Genomic DNA, 22,111 nt, shown 5'->3' with positions numbered 1-22,111 from the left:
TTACTCGGCCAGGTCTGACTCGATCGATTCGAGCGAGCTCTGCAGGTCGGACATGGCCTGCTCCGGCGACTTATCGGCCTGGTAGGCGGCCGAGACCTCGGAGGCGACCTGCGGGCTCTGGTCGGGCCACGCCACGGTGACGGGGCGCGGGACCGTGTTCTGGCCCGCGACCGCGAGCGTGTCCAGGAAGTCGCCGAGCGCCCCCACGTCGTCGGGGTCGACCGACTCGGTCACCGACGGGTCCGGCGGAAGGTACCCGCCCTCGGCGAAGTTGCTCGTCATGACCTCCTCGTTGGCGAACGCCTCCAGCACCTGAACGCACTCGTCGAGCCGCTGGGTGTTCGGGTTGATCGTGAGGTGCCAGCCGCCGAGCGCCCCGGCGGGGCCGCCGGTTCCCTCGTAGGCGCCCTCGCCCGCCTCGACGCCGTACGGGAGCGGCATCACGTCGTAGTCCGCCGGGTCGAAGCTGTCGGAGTCGAGGTTGATCGGGATCGCGTACGGCCAGTTGCGCATGAAGATCGCGTTCCCGGACGTGAACGGCTCGCGAGCCGGCTCTTCGGTGAACGACAGCAGGTCGGTCGTCGAGATCTGCGGGAAGTCGGGGTGGGCGTACTCCGCGTCGGGCCCCTCCATGAACGACCGCATCATGCGGATCGTGTCGTGGACGGGCTCCTCGTTGACCGTGATCGGCCGGTCGCCGATCGGGCCGAAGAGGTTCTCGTGGTCGCCGAAGTACGCGCCGCCGAAGGCGGTCATCGTCTCGTTGAACGTACAGCAGGCGAGCCCGACGTAGTTGTCGGCCTGGGTGGTGAACCCGTAGTCGAAGCCGTCGCCGTCGGGACCGCCGTTCTGCTCCCACACGTCGGCGGCCATCTCGGCGAACTCCTGCCAGCTCATCGGCTCGGTCGCCCAGTTCTCGCCCTCGGGGTCGTAGCCGGCGTCCTCGACGACGTCCTTCCGGTAGTGCATCACCGGGTAGTCCGGGAACAGCGGGAGCCCGAACAGGTCGCCGCTCCCCGGGTCGCTCGCGGTGCTCACCGCGCTGTCGAGGTAGTCGCTCTGGACGTAATCGAGCGTCTCGGAGGAGAGCTCCTCGCTCAGGTTCACGAGCTGGCCGCGCGCGATGAACGGGATCGTCCACCCGGAGTCCATCATGAAGATGTCCGGGCTGGCCCGCCCGGCGTCCAGCGCCGAGGTGAACTCGGACCGGCGCGCGCCCGACTCGAAGTCGCCCGGCAGGATCTCGATCTCGATCTCCTCGTCGAGCCCCGCGTCGTGGAGGCTCTGGCTGACCGAGTCGGAGATCCCCGCCCACTCGCTGTCCATCGTAATCTGGATCGGCCCGTCGCCGCCCCCGCCGCCGGAACAGCCGGCGAGCCCGACGGCCGCCCCAGCGGCGCCTGTCGCCTCCAGGAACTGTCGCCGCGATACCCCCACACGTCCGGTCTCGTGATCGGATTCACTGTCGACCATTACAGCTGTTGTTACTAAATCCGCCTATATATAATTATTGTTGCCAACACTCACTGTTGATCGAGCGCGCGCGTTCGCGACGGACCGCCGACTGACCGCGCTTCTCGACTCCCGCGCGTCTCCTCTCGGTTCCGTCGGAACGGCTATGGATCCCGAGCGCCGAGTGGCTGTCAGTCATGGGTTCAACCGGCGCGACCGTGGGACGGCTACGAGACGGGGCGGTTCAGTGGCTCGAACGCGTGTTCTTCGGAGGCGCGGAGATATCGCTGCTGTCGTCGCCCGCGTTCGTCGCGGTGCTCGTCCTCCAGACGCGCTCCCCCGACGCGGTCCCGATCGCCGGGCTCCTCGCGATCGGGTTCGGGAGCGTCGCGCTCGCGCTGTTCCGGGCGAAGACGCTCGACGTCGGCGCGTGGCCGCGCCGCGGCGAGCTGGCGACGCTCCCCCTTCGGGTCGGCTACTTCAGCGCCCTCTTCCTCCTCTCGACGGTCGGGGTCGCGGCGGCGGCGACGGCGGCCGGCTCGCTGTGGCTCGCCCTGCTCGGCGGGATCGTGCAGCCGCTCGGGCTCGCGGCGTTCCCCCGCGCCTACCGCGCCGTCCACGGCGAGCCGCTCCAGCACACTCCCGGGGTGGACCTATGAGCGACGACCGGTCGGGCCCCGGCGCCCTGCGCGACGCGGTCGAGGCCCTCGCCGATCCCGAGCACACCGGCGAGAACCGCTGTCTCCCCTGCACCCTCGTCAACGCGCTCGGCGTCGCGGTCGTCGCCGGCCTGCTCTCGCGGCGCCGCCGGTCGCTCGGCCTCCTCGCCGCCGCCCTCGGCGGCGCGGCGATCTGGCTCCGCGGCTACGTCGTCCCCGGAACGCCGCGGTTCGCCCCGCGGCTCGTCGCCCCGCTCCCGATCGACGTCGGGCCCGACCACCGCGCGGGGATCGACTCCGACTCGCTCGCCGACGGGAAGGTTACGGTCGAAGCGGCGGGGGACGGCCCGGCCGATGGCGATCCGGCGGAGGGCGACCCGGTTGAGGGCGATCCGGCGGAGAGCGCCCCGGTTGAGGGCGACCCGGCAAACGGCGAACCGGCGGAAGGCGACGCGGAGGTCGGCGAGCCGGCCCTCGGTCCCGGACACGACGCCGGCATCGCCCCGAGTGCCGGGAGTGCGGACGACGAGGGCAATGAGAGCCGCGGAGACGGCGGTCCGGTCGACCCGGAGGCTCTCGTGGCGACGCTCGTCGACGCCGGCGTGCTCGTCGACGACGGCGAGACGCTCCTCCTCGACGACTCGTTCCGCGCCGCGCTCGCCGACCGGATCGACGCGCTCCGTCGCGGCCCCGACGAGGCGCTCGCCGAGCGCGCGGCGGCGCTCGCCGGCCCCGGCATCGACGGCCGGGTCCACGACGGCCGGATCCTGCTCGCCGGCGGGCGCGACGCCTGGCTGAGCCGCCCGGTCGCGCTGGCGGAGACGGCGGCCGCGGAGACGCTCCGCGAGCGGGGCGTCGACGACGCGGTCGCCCGGCGGGCGGCGCGGCCGCTCCGCGCGTTCCTCGACACGTGTCCCGTCTGCGACGGGCCGGTCCGCGAGACGACCCTCCGGAACTGCTGTGGCGGCCCCGGTGGCGTCAGCGGCGACCCCGAGCGCGCCGTCCGCGCCTGCGCCGACTGCGACGCGGTCGTCTTCGCCGACCGGTCCTGAGGGCGGCGCCGAGGCGCTCGGCGGCGCCGAGGCGACGATCGAGTTGCCCCGCTCACCCCGCCCGGTCGCCGTCGCGCGCCGCCGCGGCCGGCTCGTCGGCGGCGGGCGACGGAGCGCCCGCTTGCCTGTCGGCGACGCCGGGATCGGGGCCGTCGGCCGCGGCGGTGACCGTCACGTCGCGCTTGGGGTAGGGGATCTCGATGTCGGCCGCGGCCAGCGCCTTGTACAGCGCGCGGTTGAGCTCGTGTTGGGCGCGCCGCCGTCGCGTCGGTCCCCTGACCCAACAGAGCAGCTCGTACTGCAGCGCAGAGTCCCCGAACGAGCGGAGCCGCGCCCGCGGCTTCGGGGAGTCGAGGACCAGCGGCTCCGCCCCCACGACCTCGACCGCGAGCGCCTCGAACGCGTCGATGTCGGTCCCGTAGGCGACGCCGATCGGGACGCGGACGCGACGCCGGCTCTGCGGCGCGGACTCGTTGGTCACCTTCGCGGCGTTGAGCGCGGCGTTCGGAACCGTCACCAGCACCTCGTCGCGGGTGAGAAGCGTCGTCGAGCGCACGCCGACCTTGATCACGGTCCCCGCGGTGCCGTCGTCGAGGACGATGTAGTCACCGATCTTGTAGGTGTCGTCGAAGTACAGCGCGATGCCGCCGAAGAAGTTCGCGACCGTGTCCTTCGCGGCGAAGCCGACCGCGATGCCGGCGACCCCCGCGGCGCCAAGGAGCGGCGTGATCTCGATGCCCCACAGCCACAGCAGCGTCCCGGCGCTGCCGACGAGGACCGCGAGCGTCCAGACGTTCGAGAAGACGGGCGCGAAGTCGAACCGGCTGCCCTCCTCGTTGACGGCGGCGACGACCCGGTTCACGACGCCGTTCGCGGCGTGTGCCCACACCAGCACGATGACCGACAGCGACGGCCGACCGAAGATGTCGTCGAGCAGCTGCGGGTCGACGAGGACGGACGATCGGATCGCGGGGACCTGGGTGAGGACGAACACCCCGGCGAGCGCGGCGGTGACGACGAGCGGCGCGCGAAGCGAGGAGATGACGATGTCGTCGTACCCGGAGTCGGTGGCCGAGACGTACCGGCGGGCGACACGCAGGACGACGAACTCCATCCCGAGGGCGGCGACGACGGAGACCGCGAGGACCGCGACCGTCGCCTCGACCGCGGTGAGCCCTTCGAACAACGCGGGCAGGGAGGGAATCATGTCGCCTGAGACGCGACAGCGAGAGATAACCGTTTCTGCGGCGAGTGCCTGCCGACGGCCGACGACTGGATCTTCCGAACCGCGGCTACTCGAACCGCTTCCGGACGCTCTCCGCGTGCGCCTCCAGCCCCTCGGCCTCCGCGAGCGTCGTGATCGTGTCGGAGAGCCCGTCGAGCGCGTCGCGGTCGAGCCGCTGGACCGTCGACGACCGGAGGAAGGTATCGACCGAGAGCCCGCCGTAGCGCTTCGCGCCGCCGTTCGTCGGAAGCACGTGGTTCGTCCCGGTCGCGTAGTCGCCCGCGGCCACGGGCGAGTACGGGCCGAGGAACACCGAGCCCGCGTTCGAGATCCGATCGAGGAGCGCCTCGTCGTCGTCGGCGACGATCGAGAGGTGCTCGGCCGCGTACTCCTCGGCGAACAGCACCGCCTCGGGCATCGAACGCGCGTGGAGCACGCCGGAGGCCTCGTTGTCGAGGGCGGCCCGGATCGTCTCCTCGCGCTCGCGGCCCGCGACCTGCTCGTCGACCGCCTCGGCGACCGCCGAAGCGAGGTCCGCGTCGTCGGTGACCGCGACCACGGAGGCGTTCGGGTCGTGCTCCGCCTGCGCCACGAGGTCGGCCGCGACGAGGTCGGGGTCCGCCCCCCCGTCGGCGAGCACGAGCACCTCGCTCGGCCCCGCGAGGAAGTCGATCTCCACGTCGCCCTGCACGACCGCCTTCGCGGCGGTGACCCACTTGTTGCCGGGGCCCACGACCTTCTGCGCGTTCGTCACGGTCTCCGTGCCGTACGCGAGCGCGCCGATCGCCTGCGCGCCGCCGACCTGGTACACCGCGTCGGCGCCGGCCTCGTGGATCGCCGCGAGCGTCACCGGGTTCAGCTCCTCGGCGGGCGGGGTCGCGACCGAGACGTGGTCGACGCCCGCCACGGTCGCCGGGATCACGCCCATCAGCGCGCTGGAGGGGTACGCCGCCGCGCCGCCGGGCACGTACACCCCGGCCCGATCGAGCGGGCGGAACCGGCGGCCGAGCTCGCGGTCGCCGAACGCCTCGCGCCAGTCCTCGGGGCGCTGTCGCTCGTGGAACGCGCGGATGTTCGCGGCCGCCTCGCGGACCGCGTCGAGCACCGGGTCGCCCGCGTCGTCGAGCTCGGCGTGCGCGCGCTCCGCGTCGTCCGTCACGTCGATGTTGCCGACGGTCACGCCGTCGAACTCCTCGGAGAACTCCCGCAGTGCCACGTCCCCCTCCTCGCGAACCCGACCGACGATCTCGCTCACGTCGTCGCGGACCGCGTCGACGCCCGCGTCGCGCTCGAAGAAGGCGCGGCGCTCGGCCGGCGAGAGGTCGGCGACGGTTCGTACATCCATACCCGGACTCGGTGCCGCGGTCAAAAGGGCGTTCCGACTCTCGCCCCGGCGCCGAACCCCCCGCTCACTCCAGCGGCCGGATCCCGGTCGCGTCCAGCGTCGCGAGCGCGACCAGCCCGACCAACAACGCGGCGGCGGCGAAGAGGATCGGCGCCGACAGCGCCACGGCGACCTCGTAGGGCGCGACGAGCCGAGTCGTCCCGCGGACGACGAACGACAGGAAGACGATTCCGAACGCGGCGAGAGCGAGACCGACGAACCGGGACCTGTTCACGTCTCCCCGCCTCCCATTCAGTCGGACTGGGCGATCCCCGGCCCGTGCGGCCCGTGCTCGCGGTGGTCGCGGCCGGCGTCGAAGCCGCCGCACATCTCGTAGAACACCGCCTCGGGATCCTTGTTCCACTGCCACTTCCAGCGGGTCCGGACGAGCAGCGAGATCTTGCGAGTGAACGACAGCTCCGGCGTCGTCGACACCGTGTCGTACCCCAGGTTCCGGATCAGCCGGTGGTGGTCCGCGTACAGCACCGCCGCGAGCAACACCGCGAGCTGGCAGTCCTCGGGGAGGTACTTGATCCCGGCGACCCCCTCCTCGTAGAGCCGTTCGGTCCGGGCGAGCTCCTCGCGGATCGCGGCCGCCACGTCGGCGTCGAACTCCAGGTTCAGGAGCTGATCCTCGCTCACGCCGTGTCGACGGAGCGTCTCCAGCGGGAGGTACACCCGGTCGCGCTCGACCACGTCCTCGCGCACGTCCCGGATGAAGTTCGTCATCTGGAACGCCTCGCCGAGCTTCGTCGCGTGGGGGAGCGCCTTCGACTCGGCCTCCCCGTCGAGCTCCATGATCGCCGTCATCATCCGGCCGACGGCAGCCGCGGAGCCGTCCATGTACGACTCCAGCTGCTCGTAGGTCTCGTACCGGTCCGTGTCGATGTCGCTCGCCATCGCGTCGACGAACGCGTTCACGTCCGCATCGGGAATGCCGTGCTCGTCGCAGACCGCGGCGAACGCTTCCAACACCGGATCGTCGGTCGCTTCCTCGCCCAGCGCGGCCCTGCGGAGCCGGTCGAGCTCCGCCCGCTGCTCGTCCGGCGGCGCGGTGTCCGCGGCGTCGACGACCTCGTCGGCGATCCGGAAGAAGCCGTACAGCACGTACGTCGGGTGACGGATCCGCTCCGGAAGCAGCCGAGTCGCGACGTGAAACGTCTTCCCGGTCCGACGCTGGATCCGCTTCCCCCGGGCAACCTGCGTTTTCTCTACCATGCTGACCTCTGACAGCCGGCAGGGAAGGTCGATAGCGGGTCGCCAATCATAACATACGGGTCGGACTGCAAGAACATAACAGTTCGCACAGCACAGTTCGATATCCGGTGGATGCCTCACCGGCCGCCGGCGGTCGGGTTCTCCCGCCGCGATCGCCGGCGTCAGTAGAAGGTGTCGGAGCAGTCGTACACGACCCCGTGCTCCGGGCAGACGTACTTGCAGTGGCGGTGGTACATCGGGGTCTCACACAGGGGACAGGGCCGGCCGCCGGCGTCGGCTGTCGCCCCCGATCCGGCACTCTCCGCGCCCCCGGCGCCGTTCGCCCTCTCCTCGGCGTCGCTCATACCGGTCAAACGGACCCGTCCGGCATAACCGCTGTCCTCGGCGGGGGCGCCGATCCGGGAGGGGCGCCGATCCGGGAGGGACCCGATCCGGGAGAGGCGCCGATCCGGGAGGGGCGCCGATCTGGGAGGGGCACCGATCTGGAGTTGCGCCGTACCGGTGGGTCGCGCGGAGTCAGGCGTCGGCCAAGGAGTCGTACACCGACTTCGCGACTGACTCCTCGCCGAACGGGAGCGTCAACACGCCGCCCCATTCCTCGTCGGTCAGCGCCGACACCGTCGCCCCGTCCAGTTCGACCCGCCTGACCTCGGTCCCGTCGAGCGTCATCGACACGACGAACCCCTCCGGATCGTCCGTCGCGCCGGCGTCCGCCAGCCCCGCCTGTAACGCGTCGATTCCCGCGTCGCCGAGCGAGACGTACACGAGGTGTTCGTCGCCCTCGGCGATCACGCCCTGAACGCGGTCCAAGTCGCCGGCGCCGAAGAGCCGTCGGTCGTCGTCGCCGTCGCGGAGCAGTCGCGCCTCGAACGGGGCGTCGGGATCGACCGGGACCGACCCGGACTCGTCGCTCTCGTCGTCGCCGGCCGCGTCGCCGTCGATCGCACCGCCGACGACCGTGTCCCAGCCGGAAGCGGTCCCGCCGCCGATCGCCACGCCGTCCGCCACCGAGGTAGCGCCGGCGAACCCGACGGCGCCGACCGCCAGCGCCGCCCCGACCCCGCCGAGCATACCGCGTCGAGAGAGTTCCATACGCGACGGTCCCCGTCGCCGGTAAAAAGGGTTACACGCCGATTCACGCGGCTGATAACGGGGTCGGGGAGTCCGTCGAGACCGCGTCGGATCCGGTCCTACTGCTCACCGAGCTTCCCGCCTATCCTCTCGGCGCGGATCCGGCCGGAGCGTGTTGATCCCGTCAGCGAGCTCGACAATAAACTAAAAAAATCCTATGTGAACGGCGGTGATTAAACTTATTAGCCTGTAGGTGTCACTCTGCTAATCGGTGGCGACACCCACGTTACACAATGACACAACCAGAGACAGGCGAAGACGCTTCAGGAGAACGAGCGGGTACCTCGTCCCGGTACACCTATCGAGAGGCGGTGGCGCTGGACGAAGACAGGTTCGACGGTGAGGCGGTCGATCGACGGACGTTCCTCCGGGTTGCGGCCGTGACCGGAGCGGCGCTCTCGCTTCCGGGCGCGGCAGCCGGGCAGAGCGAGGCCCAAATGGCTGTCACGGACGACTCGATGACGGACCTCGCGGAGTTCGTCGTCAACTCGACGCCCGCGGAGTACGAGGCCGCTCTCGCGATCGAGTTCGCGGACGGCGGGTCGCTGGACGCGTTCTACGACGAGTTCGGTGACCCCGACTGGGACATCGACGAGGACGACCGAGCGCCGAAGGCGGTGACGCGTGACAGTCCCAGTCCGTCTGCACACGCCAACGTCACGGCACAGGAACTCGCGTTCGCCTTCGACGAGATCGGCGGCATCGACCACGTCGATTTCTCGCCGGGTGCCAACCCGTTCTGGCGGCTGGACGAGCCCTACGCGGACAGCGTCTTCCCCGACGTCGAGAACGCGCGCGACTTCCTCTCGCATCCGGAGGTGGGTCAGGGGCTCGACCACCTCGCGGCGGAGTATCCGGACATGGTCCGCGTCCACCGGATCGGGCAGGGGCCCGGCTGGGAGAACTTCTTCACCGGCGACGACTCCGACCCGCAGGACATCTACGTCGCGGAACTCACCAACGACATTCAAGACGAGGCGTCGTTCCAGGAGAAGGACAAGGCGGTCTTCATCGTCGGCATCCACGGTAACGAGCGCGCCGGCGTCGAGGCCGGGAGCCGGATCATCGAGGACGCCGTCAGCGGCGACGCCGACGAATTCACCGACCTCCTCGACGACATCGTCATCGTCTGGGTCTACGTCAACCCGGACGGCTGGACGGTCCGCAAGCCGCAGTTCGGACCGAACCCGTACGAATCCTTCTTCGGCTCACCCCATTACGGCCACTACCGAGGGAACGCGTCGGAAGTCGACACCAACCGACAGTACCCGACGATCGGATGGGCGAATCCCGCGTTCTGGCCGGCCGACCACGGGGACGCCCCCGACGTACGACCCGGCTACGACGTGGGGTACGACGATGTCGTCCCGGACGCACTGTCGACCGTCGGCCACCTCCGCGGGTACGACAACGTCGAGTACCTCTGTGACTACCACATGATGGGGTTCGCGGACACGATGGTGTTGAACCTCGAGTCCAACGCTGCCTACGAACACGACGGCACCCACAACCTCGACGAGGTGAACAAGCGCATCGACGCGGCGATGACCGACCGGTGGGAGAGTCCGGAGGCGATCGCCGCCGACACTACCCGTGCGGGGAAGGACACCATATTCGGCGACCCCGACGACTACGTTCCGGACGAGCTGCTCGACTACGGCTCGATCTACGACTCGCTGGGCTACAACATCACCGGCGGACTGCTCGGATGGGCGGGTCAGCCCGAGGAGTTCGGCGGTCTCGGTGCCGTCACGGTCGCCCCCGAACTCGCGATGCGGGCCTGGGTGAACTGGCGCCCGTACATCGAGCGCCACTTGGCGACCACCTATCGGATCTCGATGCGCGAGTTCGCCGAGATGTGCGCAGCGGACACCGACGCGACGGTCGCGACGGGCGGTCAGGACACCGCCTACGTAACGACCTCGGAACTCACCCGTAAGTCGGCCGATCTGTCGCACACCGACGAGAGCCCCGGAAATGGCGGTGGTCCCGGAAATGGCGGTGCCCCCGGCCGAGAACGGGCGACCGAGGTCCAAACCCGACACGGGACGGTGCAGCCGGGCCCGTCCGGACGGGCAGACGCCCCCGCTCGGAGTCGGACGCACTCCCTCGCAGTGCGACTCTCAGACAGCGGGACCGACGAGGGCGTCGTGAAGCTGATCAATCCGGGAGGGCAAGCCGTTCGGACCATCGATCTCGGCGAGACGGACGACCGGAGCTTCTACGTCCCGAGACCGGCGGAAGGCGACTGGTCGATCGAGTTCGACGGTGACGGAGCGGTCGAGGCCGACTTCGTCACCGTCGAGAGCGAGGAGGAACACCCCGACCCGGAGGAGGCCTTCGGGTACTCCCAGGAGGAGTACGTCGTCAATCCGATGCAGTTCTTCGCCGACCTCGAACCGAACCTGGAGTCTGGGAGCATGGAGGGTGTGCGAGTCCACGACGTGCAGATCGGCCGCCTGATGCGTGGCAACTCCGGCAAGCGTCGGTACGACAAACTCGTCGTCTCTCACGATGTCGGTCGTGACAGCGACGAGTACGTCGCGGCGATCGAGGAGTTTGTCGAGGCGGGCGGCGATCTCGTGTTGACGGACACGGGCCTGTACCTCCTCGACCGACTCGACGTGGGGGACGCCGGAGCGCTGTCTGCCGAGGACATCCAGACGATCGAGGTCGGGATCGCGAACTTGGCGGATCGGGACTTCGACCACTACCTGCTCGACGACATCAGGCCGCTCCAGCGCGAGATGTGGAAGAGTCCGCAGATCGGGTACGTTCCCAATGAAAACGACCAACCGGCGACAGTCATCGACGACGACGCCTTCACGGCTGCTGGCGGCGACATCGCCGGACGGATGCAGGGTGTCGAGGAGTCATCGGAGGGCGAGGAGGTCGTCGGTGACGGCGTGGCCGCCGGGTCACTCGGGGCTGGCGACGCCGAGATCAGTCTCCTCGGCTCTATCCTTCCACCGGCCAACCAGCGTGAGCTCCACCCGTTCGGGATGGCCGACTACGCCGTCTCGTTCATGGGCCATACGATGATCTGCAACGCGCTCGGGTTCCAGCAGCGTCGGTTCTACGAGGGCGAACTCGTCGGCACGTGGGGTGAGGTACGGTAGCTCCGCACCACGAGGGACGGCGACATTTTGGCGCTCGACATCCGGTCCGTGGTATCGCACTCGCCGAATCTCTCAGCAGATCCTCGACTCTCCCGTCGTCACGCTTCTCAGCCTCACGCTTCTTCGAACGCGATCGACTCGCGCCCCTCCGTCTCGCCGAACAGCCAGTCGGCGTGGTCGACCGCGTACTCGCGGTGCTCCTCGGTGATGTAGCCGAGCGCGTCCTCGACGACGACGGGCCGGTAGTCGCGGAGCCCGGCGCTGCCCGCGGTGTGGAGCACGCAGACGTTCGCGAGCGTCCCGCAGATCAGCAGGTCGTCGATGCCGTGCGCGTCGAGGTACCCCTCCAGATCCGTCTGGTAGAACGCGTCGTACGTGTGCTTCTCGACGACGTGGTCCTCCTCGCGTACGTCGAGGTCGCCGACGAGCTCGGCGTCCCACGACCCCTCGACGACGTGCTCGCCCCACCGGTCGAACTCGTCGTAGTAGTGGGTGTCCTCGAACTGGTCAGGGGGGTGCACGTCCCGGGTGTACACGACGCTCGCGCCGGCGTCGCGGGCGCGGTCGACGAGGGCGGTCACCGGCTCGACGGCCGCCTCGCTCGGCTCGGCGTAGAGGCTCCCGTCGGGGTGACAGAACCCGTTCTGCATGTCGACGACGATCACCGCGGTCTCGGTCGGGTCGTACGGCATGCGCGGAGGTTGGGCGTCCGGGCTCAAAAACCACCGGCGCCGCTCGCAGTCCGATGTCACCCCGGTGTCGCTCGCGGTCGCGCCGCTGCCGCGATCACACCGACAAACTACTTATCGGGTCGGCCGTAATCGCACCTATGCGACGGGTTCTCACCCTCTCGTTCGTCGCGGCCGCGATCGCCCTCCTCTCGCTCGGCGCCGGCGGGGCCGCCGCCGTCTCTCCCGGGGCCGCGATCGCGGGAGACGCCCCGGCCAGCGCGACCGCCGCCGAGTGCGGCGTCGGTGACGGGACCGACCTCGTCGGCTGCTGGAACGGGACCCACTACGAGGACGAGCTCGCGTTCAACCAGACGGACGGGCTGACCGAGCCCGAGTTGGAAGAGCTGACGCACCTGACGATGGCCCGCGTCGAGCACGTCCGAGAGCGCCCCTTCCGCGAGGACGTGCCGGTCGAGACCGTCACGCGCTCCGAGTTCACGAACGGCTCCGCGAGCGGGGGTACGGGCGGCTCCGACGCCGAGTTCCGGCGCTGGAACGACCAGGTGTGGAAGGCGCTGTTCGTCGTCGGCGAGGACGAGAACGCGTCCGACGCGATCGACAGCGTCTACGGCGGCGCGGTCTCCGGGTTCTACTCGCCGGGCCAAGACCGGATCGTCCTCGTCGTCCCGGAGGGCGAGGACCCGCAGATCGACCCGTCGACGCTGGCACACGAGTTGGTCCACGCGATGCAGGACCAGTACCACGACCTCACGCGGCCCCGTTACGTCGGGGCCACGCAGGACGCCGACCTCGCGGTCGACGGGATCGTCGAGGGCGAGGCGGTCCATATCGAGGAGCGCTACGACGCGCGCTGTGCCGCCAACTGGAGCTGTCTCGCCCCGCCAGACTCCGGCGGTGGGGGCGGAGGGGCGGTCCCCAACTACAACTTCGGCATCCTCCAGACCGTCCTTCAGCCGTACTCTGACGGTGCGCTCTACGTCGAATCGCTCGTCGACGAGAGAGGGTGGAGCGCCGTCAACGAGACGATGAACCGGCCGCCGAACGCGACCTCGGAGGTGATACACCGCGACCCCGACTACGAGACCAGCGAGGTCGCCTTCGAGGACACCGCGACCGACGGCTGGGAGACGTATCCGGACCAGGGCGTCAACGGATCGGACACCGCCGGCGAGGCGTCGATGTTCGTGATGTTCTGGTACCAGAGCTACGAGTACCGCCACGCGGTGTTGGACCCGGACGCGACGGTTCGGGAGAACATCCGGATTCACACGCAGCCGGACGAGCAGCTCCGGACCCGCGCGAACTACAACTACGCACACGAGTCGACCGCCGGCTGGGCGGGCGACGAGCTGTATCCCTACCGGAACGACGGGAACGCCACTGCGGACGGGAGCGGCGACGACACGACCGCGGTCGACGGAGAGGACGGGTACGTCTGGGTGACCGAGTGGCAGACGACCGCGGACGCGACCGAGTTCCGGGAGACGTACCTGCGCATGCTGACCGCCCACGGCGGCGACGACTACACCGCGGGCGAGGTGTACGAGGTCGCGGACGGGGACTTCCGCGGGGCTTACGGCGTCGAACGCAACGGGACCACCGTGACGATCGCGCACGGTCCCGAGCCCGCCGACGTGCTCGAACTCCGACCGGACGCCGACCTCGAACTCCCCTCGACCGACGACGGAGACGACGACGGTGACGGGGCTGACGGGGACGACGGCGTCGGCGGCGAGGTCGGGTCAGACGACGGGAACCACTCCGACGGCGACGACGCCGGCCCCGACGGGGGCGACGCGGACGACGGCGGCTCCGGTCCCGACGCCGCCACCGACGACGGCGTGCCCGGATTCGGCGTCTCGGCCGCGCTCGTCGGCCTGCTCGCGGCGGTGGCCCTCTTCGCGCGTCGCGTGCGTCCCTGAGCGGTCGGGCTCGGCCGAGGTCGCCCGCCCGACTCAGGGGGCTTTTCCTCCCTCGCGGCCGAACCGTCGGCTATGACCGACTTCGACATCGTCGACGCGGCCGCGGTCCGCGAGGGGCGGGCGACCGACGCGTACTTCGAACGGACCGAGGCCGCCTTGGAACACGCGGGGAGAAATCCTCGCGTCGTCGTCGAGGTCACCGCGGACCAGTTCCCCGACGGCGACTTCGAGCTGTTCGCCGGGTTGAAAGACGCGGTCGCGCTCTTGGAAGGCCGAACCGTCGACGTCGACGCGATCCCGGAGGGGCGGCTGTTCGACGGCGGCCCGGTGATGCGGATCGAGGGGCCGTACCTCGCGTTCGCGCGGCTGGAGACCTCGCTCCTCGGCTTCCTCTCGCACGCCTCCGGGATCGCCACCGCGGCCCTCGACTGTCGGGTCGCGGCGCCGGAGTCGCAGGTCCTCTCGTTCGGCGCGCGCCACGTCCATCCCTCGATGACCGCGGCGGTCGAGCGCTCGGCGCTCCTGGCCGGGTTCGACGGGTTCTCGCACGTCGCCGCCGGCGACCTGATCGGCCGAGAGGCGTCGGGGACGATGCCCCACGCCCTCGCCATCTGCTTCGGTCGGGGCGAACAGGAGGCCGCGTGGCGCGCCTTCGACGAGGCCGTCGACGAGTCGGTCCCGCGGATCGCGCTGTGTGACACCTACTCCGACGAGGTCGACGAGGTGTTGCGCGCGGTCGAGACGCTTGGCGATCGCCTCGACGGCGTCCGGCTCGACACCACCGGCTCGCGCCGCGGCGACTTCCGGCACATCGTTCGGGAGGTGCAGTGGGAGCTGGACGTCCGCGGTCACGCGGATATCGACGTGTACGTCTCCGGCGGGCTCGGTCCCGACGACCTCCGCGGGCTTCGCGACGTCGTCGACGGGTTCGGCGTGGGCGGGTACGTCTCGAACGCCGACCCGGTCGACTTCGCGCTCGACGTGGTGGAAGTCGATGGAGAGCCGGCCGCCAAGCGCGGCAAGCTCTCCGACGCGAAGGACGTGTACCGCACCGCCGACGGCGCCCACGCGGTCGGGTTGGCGGACCGCTCGGGCCCCGAGGGCGCCGAGTCGCTCATGGAGCCGGTGATCCGCGACGGCGACGTGGTCGCCGACGACGCGTTCGACCTCGACGCAGCGGCGGAGCGCGCGCTCGCGGACGCGGAGGCGGTGGGGTACGGAACGGAGTGACAGAGACGAGGCGGAGTGACAGAGACGAGGCGGAGTGACAGAGACGAGGCGGAGTGACAGAGACGAGGCGGAGTGACAGAGNGACAGAGACGAGGCGGAGTGACAGAGACGAGGCGGAGTGACAGAGACGAGGCGGAGTGACAGAGACGAGGCGGAGTGACAGAGACGAGGTAGAGTAACGGATCGGGAGAAAACGGGTGTCTGCGGCCGCTACAGCTCTTCGACCGCGCCGCCGTCGGCGCGCTCTCGGAACACCTGCCCTTCGATGAGCGTCACCATCGTCTCCTCGTCCTCCCACGCGTTCGGCGCGAGCTTTGCCTTCCGGCAGGCGCGCGAGAGGAACTCGGCGCCGGACCAACCGTTTTCGACGGGGACCGTCGGATAGAGCCAGCCGTGCGAGTTGCCGCCGTCGACGGCGACGCCGTGAGTGCCGACCTTCAGGTCGGCGAGCGGGTCGTTGGTGAGGACCGTGTTCGAGACGACGAACACGGAGACGGTGATGTTGTCGAGCTCCTTTGGTTCGACCTCGGAGCCGCAGGAGTCGTCGGAGGCGGCCTTGATGGCGGCCTCGACGATGGCGTGACCAAGCTGATCGGAGGTCTCCCACGCGCCGGCGCAGCCGCGGAGCCGCCCGCGTCCCCTCGTGGATTCCAACCGGACGAACGCCCCCGTTCGGGCGTAGAACGCCTCGCGCATACTCCCTGGTTGTTCGCGCTGCCCGTGTCGGACGAACGACTCGACCGCCTCCCGCGCGAGTTCGACCGCTCGTGCACCGTCGTCGTACGACAGCTGAACGGTCTGAGCCTCGGACATGATAGTCCCTTACGTTGCTGACGACTTGAACGCTTCCCTTGCGAACTCGGCGGCTCGTCCCCGCTCCCCGGGGGAGCGTGGCGGGGAGCGACCGCTCTCGACGTCGCCGACCACTTCGATGTCGCCGACCGCTCTCGACGTCGCCGACCGCCTCGGCCGTCTCTGTCCCCGCTCGGCGACCGAACCCCTTATTCGCGGGCGTCGGCTACACGCGATCGGACAGAGGGAGCCCGACTCCCGTGCCTCTGGCATGAGGAAAGTCCCCCCACCGGCCGGACGGGCGACCGGGCACACGCCCGGAGTCGGAGACGGCTGGCTCTGGAACAGCAACGACACCCCCCACCCCGACCCGTGATTCGCGCGGTCGATTCGGCGACCGCGGCGGCCGCGGGGTCACCCGCGACCGCGCGAACCGACCCGCAAGGGAAGGGAGCTAACCCGATGAGGATCGACGGGTGGGAACGGATGGAACGGCGAATCCTCGCCGGTGCAAGTCCGCGCCACAAGGTAGTCCGGCCACGGCGCGGACGCTCAGCCGAATGTCGGGACGAACCGAAGGGGGCTTACTCCCCTCAGTCCGCCTGTACTCCGTAGTTACGGCTCTCGCCGTCGCCGCCGACGCGGTCCGCCTACACTCCCAGAAGCGCCGCACCCGCCTGCCCCGCGTTCTCCATCTCGGGCCCGTAGGTGATGACGATGTAGCCGATCGTCAGGAGGAAACTGTTGTACAGCCCGTGCATCACGGCGACGACGACGAGGTTCTCCGTGTACTCGTACACCGCGCCGAAGATCAGGCTCGGGACGAAGAGGATGCTGATCGTCGTCAGCATCGCGCCCACGCCGCCGCTCAGCGAGACCACGTGGGCGGGCGCGAACACGGCGGCCGCGAGGAGGATGGCGGGGACCGCGGAGAAGGTCTCTCTCGCGCGGCTCTGGATGACGCCGCGGAACAGGAGCTCCTCGCACGGCCCCACGACGAGCAGCATGGCGACGATCATGACCGGAATGATCGAGGGGTTCTCCAGGGTCATCTGGGCGCCCTGGTTCTGTGCCGGCTCCGTCCCGACCAGCAACACGATCGAGCTGACGGTCAGCGCGGTGACGAGCACGAGCACCGGACCGATAACGGCGATCACGGACTCGACCACGGTCGGCCGCCGGATACCGAGGTACGCCGCGATGTCTTCGCGGTTCAGTCCTCGCCACCGGAGATAGCCGAGGCTGACGCCGACGAACGCGCCGACCTGCCCGACGACGAACGGCGCGACGAACGAGCCGAGGAGCGACGGTTGCCGCCCGGTGAGCGTCGCGACGGCGAAGACGGCGCCACCGACGATCGTGGTGACCGCGAGGAGGCCGAGAATGCCCGCGATGCCCAGCCCGAAGGCGACGCCGACCGCCCGAAGCGGGGACCCCCGGCCCCCCTCGTCGGGCGGGTCGGCGGCGTCGACCACCGCGCCGGCGTCGGTGGGCTCGCCGCCGTCGCTGGCCGCCGGCTCTGTCGGGTCCGCCGCGCCGTCGCGCTCTCGTCCGCCGCCGGACTCGGTACCGAACTCGGAGGGATCGCTCATTGCCACCCGTACGGACCGATCGCCCAAAGGCCTGTCCGTCGTTCCCTCACTCGCCGGACTCCGGGTGGCCGTCGCCCGCTCCGGTTCCGGTTCACCGATGCAGGAGCTCGTACCACAGCACGGCGGTCACGGTCCGGCCGTCGCGGAGCCCCTCGTCGACGACGTCCGCGAGCAGGTCGTCGTACGGCACCGTCTCGACCGCGATCGACTCGTTGTGGTCGAGGTCCCGCTCGGCGGTCGGCTCGCAGCCGGTCGCGAGGAAGTGGTGGTGGACCGAGTTCGCGATCCCGTTCGTCGGCTCGACCGTCGTCAGGCGCTCGAAGGAGTCGGCCTCGTACCCCGTCTCCTCGGCCAGCTCGCGGGCGGCGGCGCGTTCGAGGTCGTCGGCGTCCTCCGGCTCCACCGACCCCGCGGGGAGCCCGCGGTTGACCCGCCCGACGGCCTGCCGCCACTCGTCGATGACGACGGCGTCGCCGTCGGGCGTGAGGGGGAGCACCACGACCGCCGGCGCCTCGTCGACGTAGTGGTACCCGTCGGTCTCGCCGTTCGGGAAGCGCACCTCGTCGCGGCGCACGTCGAAGCCGGGACAGCGGTAGTCGATCTCGGTGTCGAGCGTCTCCCACGCGAGCTCGTCGGCGGAGTCGTCCATGCGTCGGGGTCGGCGCTCGGGCACCTAAATCCCCTCACTCGGCGGGGGGCGTCACTTACCCGGTGGGCCACCGGCGGAGACGCTACTCCGCGGGGGCGTCCCGCCGGCGGTCGCGGACCTCGTCGACCGCCCGGCCCGCGAGCGCGCCGGCGACCCACGCGAGCGTCCCCAGCGCGAGGGCCTCGACGCCGACGAAGACGAGCCCGTCGACTTCCAGCAGCGCGGCGACCCGTTCTCCGAGGGGCCGTCCCGAGAGCCCGAGCAGGTAGTGGTCGGCGTTGCTCCCGAGCAGCGCCCCGTAGACGGAGAGCCACGCGAGCGCGACCCCGGCCCCTCGGTAGGCGAGGCCCGCGGTCACGAGGACCCCGAGGGCCGCGGCGTCGAACGCGAGGAACACCACCCCGCCGGCGTGAGCGAAGACGCCCAGCCCGTAGGCGGCGAACGAGGCGAGAAAGAGCAGCGGCGGCACGAGCAGTCGATGCCGACGCGGCGAGCCGTTCGGATTCGAGCCGAGGAGGACGCGGCGAGCGAGGGACATGCTCGCGGATCGTTTCAGCCGCCTCATAAATCCACGCGTCAGGCGGGACTCACTCCCAGTCGCCCAGCGACGCCTGCCCGTCGCCGGTCCGGCGCTCGGCGTCGGCCCCCGGAGCGTCGCCCTCCGCGGTCGGCTCCCCGTCGACCCAGTCGGTGAGCTTTCCGCCGTTGCCGTCGGTGGCGGTCGTCCGGCCATCCGACCTGCGGGGGCGGTCGGCCGCGCCGTCGCTCCCGTCCCCCGGCCCGTCGCCTGCGTCGAACCCGCCGAGTGTCGCCTGGTCGCTCTCGGCGAAGTCGAGCTTCGAGACGCGCACCCCGAGCTTCCGGACCCGGTCGCCGGCGAATTCGTCGAGGAGATCGAGCGCCACCGACTCCACGAGGTCGGGGTCGTCGACGGGGCCGGGGAGGCTCCGGGCGCGGGTGTTCACCTCGTAGGGGGGCTCGACCGCCTTGATCCCGATGGTGCGGTACAGACACCCCCGCTCGCGGGCGCGACGGGCCACGTCGGCGGCCAGCGCGCGCACCGTCTCGCGCTTCCGGTCCTCGTCGGCCGTCGCCGACAGCGACGACTCTCGCGAGAGGCTCTTGGGGAGCCCCGTGGGCGTCACCTCCCGGTCGTCCTCGCCCCGCGCCCGCCGGTACAGCTCCCGGCCGCGGTCGCCCAGCTCCTCGCCGAGCCGGTCCGGGTCGGCGGCGGCGAGGTCCCCCGCGGTCTCGATCCCCATCTCCGCCAGCGTCCGCTCCGTCACCGGCCCGACCCCGTGGATCTCCGCCGTCGGCAGCGACGCGAGGAAGGGCTCGACCTCGCCCGGCGGCACGACGACGAGCCCGTCCGGCTTGTCGGCGTCGCTGGCGACCTTCGCGGTCGACATGTTCGGCGCGACGCCGACGCTCGCGGGCACGCCGGCCTCGCGCTCGATGCGCTGTTTGACGTGCCGGGCGTACCCCTCCGCCAGCGTCCGGGTCTCGGCGGGACCGGCCGCGGCGCTCGGCGGGAGATCCGCTGAGTCGCCGGCGGCGTCCCACGCCGTCCGGTCGGTGACGTCGAGGTACGCCTCGTCGACGCTCACCTCGCGGAGCACGTCGGCGCAGTCGCGGAGGACGGCCTTCACGTCGCCCGCGACCTCCTTGTAGTAGTCGAGGTCGACGGGGAGGTACCGGCCCGCCTCGTCGGGGTCGGGCGCGTCCGGATCGTCGGGGTCGGCGTTCGCCCGTCGGGGGAGCAGCTCCAGCGCCTCCGAGATCGGCATCGCGCTCTCGACGCCGAACGCGCGGGCCTCGTAACTCGCGGTCGCCACCGCGCCGATCGTCTCCCCCGCCTCGTAGCCCATGCCGACGACGAGGGGCTCGCCCGCCATCTCGGGGCGTCGCAGGCGCTCGCAGGAGGCGTAAAAGCAGTCCATGTCGACGTGGAACACGACGCGGTCGCTCCCAGCGTCGTCGTCCGCGTCGGTCCCGGGGAGCGTTCCGCCCGCCATCGCCCGAGGCTCCGCGCCGCGAGGCCTTAAGAATCCGCCACGCGCGGCGGTAGTGGAACCGACGCCGCAGCGGCGGCGGAGCCGCCGACGGCCTCAGAACTGATACCCGAGCCGATATTCGTTTACCCGCCGACCGCGAAGACCGCGCCATGTCCGAACGGATCGACGTGTTACACGTCGACGACGACCCGTCCGTGCTGGACCTCACGGAGGCGTTCCTCGAACGCGAGCTGGGGTCCGTCGCGGTGACGACCGTCGCGGAGCCGTCGGCCGCGCTCGACCGGCTCGACGACGGCGAGTTCGACTGCGTCGTCAGCGACTACGACATGCCCGGCACGGACGGGCTGGAGCTCTTCGAGGCGATCCACGCGGAGCACCGCCGGCTCCCGTTCGTCCTCTACACCGGGAAGGGGTCCGAGGAGATCGCCAGTCAGGCGCTCAACGCGGGCGTCACCGGGTACTTCCAGAAGGGCGGTCCCGAGCAGCTCCGCCGGCTCGCGAACCGGGTCGAGCAGGCGGTCGACGAGCACCGGACCCGCGAGATCGCCGACCGCTACTCGACGGTCATCGACGCGCTCGGGTACCCCGTCTACGTCGTCGACGAGACGGGCGTCTTCCGGTTCGTCAACGAGCCGTTCGCGGAGCTGACCGGCTACGACCGCGAGGAGCTCGTCGGCAGCACTCCGGCGCTGATAAAGGACGAGACGGCGGTCGACGAGGCCGAGGACCGACTCGGACGGGTCCTCTCGAGCTCCGGCCCCGACGTGAACCGCTTCTCGGTCGACATCGTCCCGAAGGAGGGCGAGCCGATCCCCTGTCGGGACCACATGGCCGCGCTCCCGTACGAGGGCGACTGCTTCGAGGGGAGCGTCGGCATCCTCCGAGACGTGTCCGACGAGCGCGCGCGCCGCGAGGAGCTGGAGACGAAGAACCGGGCGCTCGACGAGGCCCCGGTCGGCATCACGATCACCGACCCGGACCTCCCGGACAACCCGATGGTGTACGTCAACGACCGGTTCGTCGAGGTGACCGGCTACGACCGCGACGACGCGGTCGGCGTCAACTGCCGGTTCCTGCAGGGGAAGGACACCGACGAGGAGCCGGTCTCCCGGCTCCGTGAGGCGATCGACGCCGAGGAGCCGGAGAGCGTCGAGCTGTTGAACTACCGGAAGGACGGCACGCCGTTCTGGAACCGCGTCAGCGTCGCGCCGATCCTCGACGGCGACGGGTCGGTCTCGGAGTGGGTCGGCTTCCAAGAGGACATCACGGCGTTCAAGGAGCGCGAGGCGGCGCTGGAACGCCAGAACGAGCGGCTCGACGCCTTCGCGGCCATCGTCTCGCACGACCTCCGGAACCCGCTCAACGTCGCGCAGGGGCGGGTGGATCTGGCGCGAGAGGCGACGGACGGCTCGGCCCAGCTCGACGCCGCGGCCGACGCGCTCGACCGGATCGAGTCGATCGTCGAGCACACGCTCACCCTCGCCCGCGAGGGGGAGACCGTCGGCGACCCGGAGCCGGTCGCGCTCGCCGAGGTCACCGCCGACAGCTGGGAGACGGTCGACACCGGGTCGGTGTCGCTGTCGAACGAGGCCGACGGCGAGGTGCTGGCCGACCCGGACCGGCTCCGCAACCTGTTCGAGAACCTCGTCCGCAATTCGGTCGAACACGCCGGCGACGGCGTGCGGATCCGCGTCGGCGACCTCCCGGACGGGTTCTACGTCGCGGACGACGGCCCCGGCATCCCCGAGTCGGTCCGCGACGGCCTCTTCGAGCCCGGGCAGAGCGGGACCGCCGGGAACACCGGCTTCGGGCTGGCGATCGTCCAGGAGATCGCCACCGCTCACGGGTGGACCGTCGAGGCGGTCGACGCGGCCGACGGCGGCGCGCGGTTCGAGATCCGCGGGATCGAACGACCCTCTTGACATCCTCCCCGCAGTCGAGGCGATCCCGCACCGGAACCGGATCGATGCCCCCCGTTC

At 70.7% G+C, this 22,111-nt stretch carries 19 protein-coding genes and 1 other RNA gene; 7 read left to right on the top strand and 13 right to left on the bottom strand.

The genetic code is table 11. The features are described 5' to 3' along the window. Positions 1–1,473, bottom strand: coding sequence for an extracellular solute-binding protein (locus tag C471_RS06575; RefSeq protein ID WP_004047284.1), 1,473 nt, complete (start codon positions 1,471–1,473; stop codon positions 1–3). A gap of 176 nt (positions 1,474–1,649) precedes the next feature. Here C471_RS06575 and C471_RS06570 point away from each other — a divergent pair, with 176 nt between their 5' ends. Beyond that, positions 1,650–2,111, top strand: coding sequence for a hypothetical protein (locus C471_RS06570; RefSeq protein ID WP_004047282.1), 462 nt, complete (start codon positions 1,650–1,652; stop codon positions 2,109–2,111). Further along, positions 2,108–3,163: a hypothetical protein gene (locus C471_RS06565; protein WP_004047281.1), complete on the top strand. Its 1,056-nt coding sequence runs from the start codon at positions 2,108–2,110 to the stop codon at positions 3,161–3,163. The genes C471_RS06570 and C471_RS06565 overlap by 4 nt, the downstream gene beginning before the upstream one ends. A 52-nt stretch (positions 3,164–3,215) precedes the next feature. Here the strand turns inward: C471_RS06565 and C471_RS06560 are convergent, their stop codons facing one another. The 6 genes from C471_RS06560 to C471_RS06535 all read right to left on the bottom strand — a co-directional run bounded on the left by C471_RS06560 (position 3,216) and on the right by C471_RS06535 (position 8,082). Next, the gene (locus C471_RS06560) at positions 3,216–4,370 is read right to left on the bottom strand and encodes a mechanosensitive ion channel family protein (protein ID WP_004047280.1); all 1,155 of its coding nucleotides are present in this window, start codon (positions 4,368–4,370) and stop codon (positions 3,216–3,218) included. A gap of 85 nt (positions 4,371–4,455) precedes the next feature. After that, positions 4,456–5,733: a histidinol dehydrogenase gene (gene hisD / locus C471_RS06555; protein WP_004047279.1), complete on the bottom strand. Its 1,278-nt coding sequence runs from the start codon at positions 5,731–5,733 to the stop codon at positions 4,456–4,458. A 64-nt stretch (positions 5,734–5,797) separates the two neighbouring features. Next, complete coding sequence (locus tag C471_RS06550) at positions 5,798–6,007, bottom strand: hypothetical protein (RefSeq protein ID WP_004047278.1); 210 nt, start codon at positions 6,005–6,007, stop codon at positions 5,798–5,800. Positions 6,008–6,024: 17 nt separating this feature from the next. Continuing rightward, positions 6,025–6,990 carry a phytoene/squalene synthase family protein gene (locus C471_RS06545; RefSeq protein WP_004047277.1) on the bottom strand — a complete coding sequence of 322 codons (966 nt, stop codon included), beginning with the start codon at positions 6,988–6,990 and terminating at the stop codon, positions 6,025–6,027. Positions 6,991–7,151: 161 nt separating this feature from the next. After that, positions 7,152–7,241, bottom strand: coding sequence for an HVO_2523 family zinc finger protein (locus C471_RS18275; protein ID WP_303645069.1), 90 nt, complete (start codon positions 7,239–7,241; stop codon positions 7,152–7,154). A 265-nt stretch (positions 7,242–7,506) separates the two neighbouring features. Continuing rightward, complete coding sequence (locus tag C471_RS06535; RefSeq protein ID WP_004047275.1) at positions 7,507–8,082, bottom strand: hypothetical protein; 576 nt, start codon at positions 8,080–8,082, stop codon at positions 7,507–7,509. A 272-nt stretch (positions 8,083–8,354) separates the two neighbouring features. Here C471_RS06535 and C471_RS06530 point away from each other — a divergent pair, with 272 nt between their 5' ends. Continuing rightward, positions 8,355–11,240, top strand: a complete 2,886-nt coding sequence (locus C471_RS06530; protein WP_049909053.1) for a M14 family metallopeptidase — start codon at positions 8,355–8,357, stop codon at positions 11,238–11,240. A gap of 113 nt (positions 11,241–11,353) precedes the next feature. On the opposite strand, the gene C471_RS06525 is transcribed toward C471_RS06530, so the two are convergent. Then, on the bottom strand, positions 11,354–11,932 hold the full coding sequence (locus C471_RS06525) for a cysteine hydrolase family protein (protein WP_004047268.1): 579 nt from the start codon (positions 11,930–11,932) through the stop codon (positions 11,354–11,356). A 137-nt stretch (positions 11,933–12,069) separates the two neighbouring features. Here C471_RS06525 and C471_RS06520 point away from each other — a divergent pair, with 137 nt between their 5' ends. Both C471_RS06520 and C471_RS06515 read left to right on the top strand, forming a co-directional pair. Continuing rightward, complete coding sequence (locus C471_RS06520; protein WP_004047266.1) at positions 12,070–13,854, top strand: Hvo_1808 family surface protein; 1,785 nt, start codon at positions 12,070–12,072, stop codon at positions 13,852–13,854. A 72-nt stretch (positions 13,855–13,926) separates the two neighbouring features. Then, positions 13,927–15,084 carry a nicotinate phosphoribosyltransferase gene (locus C471_RS06515; RefSeq protein ID WP_004047264.1) on the top strand — a complete coding sequence of 386 codons (1,158 nt, stop codon included), beginning with the start codon at positions 13,927–13,929 and terminating at the stop codon, positions 15,082–15,084. A 210-nt stretch (positions 15,085–15,294) separates the two neighbouring features. Here C471_RS06515 and C471_RS06510 read toward each other — a convergent pair whose 3' ends face one another. Then, entirely contained in the window at positions 15,295–15,897 is a 603-nt protein-coding gene (locus C471_RS06510) for a TIGR00296 family protein (RefSeq protein ID WP_004047262.1), read from the bottom strand. Positions 15,898–16,115: 218 nt separating this feature from the next. Between C471_RS06510 and rnpB the strand changes: the two genes are divergently transcribed. Then, an RNA gene (rnpB, locus tag C471_RS06730) (RNase P RNA component) lies at positions 16,116–16,475 on the top strand. A gap of 51 nt (positions 16,476–16,526) precedes the next feature. Here the strand turns inward: rnpB and C471_RS06505 are convergent. From C471_RS06505 to C471_RS06490, 4 genes are all read right to left on the bottom strand, one after another. Then, positions 16,527–17,468: a CPBP family intramembrane glutamic endopeptidase gene (locus tag C471_RS06505; protein WP_004047259.1), complete on the bottom strand. Its 942-nt coding sequence runs from the start codon at positions 17,466–17,468 to the stop codon at positions 16,527–16,529. Positions 17,469–17,559: 91 nt separating this feature from the next. Next, on the bottom strand, positions 17,560–18,117 hold the full coding sequence (locus tag C471_RS06500) for an NUDIX hydrolase (RefSeq protein WP_004047257.1): 558 nt from the start codon (positions 18,115–18,117) through the stop codon (positions 17,560–17,562). An 82-nt stretch (positions 18,118–18,199) separates the two neighbouring features. Continuing rightward, entirely contained in the window at positions 18,200–18,655 is a 456-nt protein-coding gene (locus tag C471_RS06495) for a hypothetical protein (protein WP_004047255.1), read from the bottom strand. A 49-nt stretch (positions 18,656–18,704) separates the two neighbouring features. Beyond that, the gene (locus C471_RS06490) at positions 18,705–20,132 is read right to left on the bottom strand and encodes a Y-family DNA polymerase (RefSeq protein WP_004047253.1); all 1,428 of its coding nucleotides are present in this window, start codon (positions 20,130–20,132) and stop codon (positions 18,705–18,707) included. 149 nt (positions 20,133–20,281) lie between these two features. On the opposite strand from C471_RS06490, the gene C471_RS06485 reads away from it, so the two are divergent. After that, positions 20,282–22,054, top strand: coding sequence for a hybrid sensor histidine kinase/response regulator (locus tag C471_RS06485; RefSeq protein WP_004047251.1), 1,773 nt, complete (start codon positions 20,282–20,284; stop codon positions 22,052–22,054). Positions 22,055–22,111: the final 57 nt, after the last annotated feature.

Origin of the sequence: Halorubrum saccharovorum DSM 1137, from assembly GCF_000337915.1 — an archaeon.
Taxonomy (GTDB): Archaea; Halobacteriota; Halobacteria; order Halobacteriales; family Haloferacaceae; genus Halorubrum; species Halorubrum saccharovorum.
This window is presented reverse-complemented; position numbering and strand designations above follow the sequence as displayed.

What these genes read in the sequence shown, in the direction of transcription:
- C471_RS06510 (WP_004047262.1), bottom strand. Translation starts at nt 15,897, where the DNA reads ATGTCCGAGGCTCAGACCGTTCAGCTGTCGTACGACGACGGTGCACGA.
- C471_RS06505 (WP_004047259.1), bottom strand. Translation starts at nt 17,468, where the DNA reads ATGAGCGATCCCTCCGAGTTCGGTACCGAGTCCGGCGGCGGACGAGAG.
- C471_RS06485 (WP_004047251.1), top strand. Translation starts at nt 20,282, where the DNA reads ATGTCCGAACGGATCGACGTGTTACACGTCGACGACGACCCGTCCGTG.
- C471_RS06535 (WP_004047275.1), bottom strand. Translation starts at nt 8,082, where the DNA reads ATGGAACTCTCTCGACGCGGTATGCTCGGCGGGGTCGGGGCGGCGCTG.
- C471_RS06520 (WP_004047266.1), top strand. Translation starts at nt 12,070, where the DNA reads ATGCGACGGGTTCTCACCCTCTCGTTCGTCGCGGCCGCGATCGCCCTC.
- C471_RS06575 (WP_004047284.1), bottom strand. Translation starts at nt 1,473, where the DNA reads ATGGTCGACAGTGAATCCGATCACGAGACCGGACGTGTGGGGGTATCG.
- hisD (WP_004047279.1), bottom strand. Translation starts at nt 5,733, where the DNA reads ATGGATGTACGAACCGTCGCCGACCTCTCGCCGGCCGAGCGCCGCGCC.
- C471_RS06500 (WP_004047257.1), bottom strand. Translation starts at nt 18,117, where the DNA reads ATGGACGACTCCGCCGACGAGCTCGCGTGGGAGACGCTCGACACCGAG.
- C471_RS06530 (WP_049909053.1), top strand. Translation starts at nt 8,355, where the DNA reads ATGACACAACCAGAGACAGGCGAAGACGCTTCAGGAGAACGAGCGGGT.
- C471_RS06495 (WP_004047255.1), bottom strand. Translation starts at nt 18,655, where the DNA reads ATGTCCCTCGCTCGCCGCGTCCTCCTCGGCTCGAATCCGAACGGCTCG.
- C471_RS06525 (WP_004047268.1), bottom strand. Translation starts at nt 11,932, where the DNA reads ATGCCGTACGACCCGACCGAGACCGCGGTGATCGTCGTCGACATGCAG.
- C471_RS06490 (WP_004047253.1), bottom strand. Translation starts at nt 20,132, where the DNA reads ATGGCGGGCGGAACGCTCCCCGGGACCGACGCGGACGACGACGCTGGG.
- C471_RS06565 (WP_004047281.1), top strand. Translation starts at nt 2,108, where the DNA reads ATGAGCGACGACCGGTCGGGCCCCGGCGCCCTGCGCGACGCGGTCGAG.
- C471_RS06560 (WP_004047280.1), bottom strand. Translation starts at nt 4,370, where the DNA reads ATGATTCCCTCCCTGCCCGCGTTGTTCGAAGGGCTCACCGCGGTCGAG.
- C471_RS06545 (WP_004047277.1), bottom strand. Translation starts at nt 6,990, where the DNA reads ATGGTAGAGAAAACGCAGGTTGCCCGGGGGAAGCGGATCCAGCGTCGG.
- C471_RS06570 (WP_004047282.1), top strand. Translation starts at nt 1,650, where the DNA reads ATGGGTTCAACCGGCGCGACCGTGGGACGGCTACGAGACGGGGCGGTT.
- C471_RS06515 (WP_004047264.1), top strand. Translation starts at nt 13,927, where the DNA reads ATGACCGACTTCGACATCGTCGACGCGGCCGCGGTCCGCGAGGGGCGG.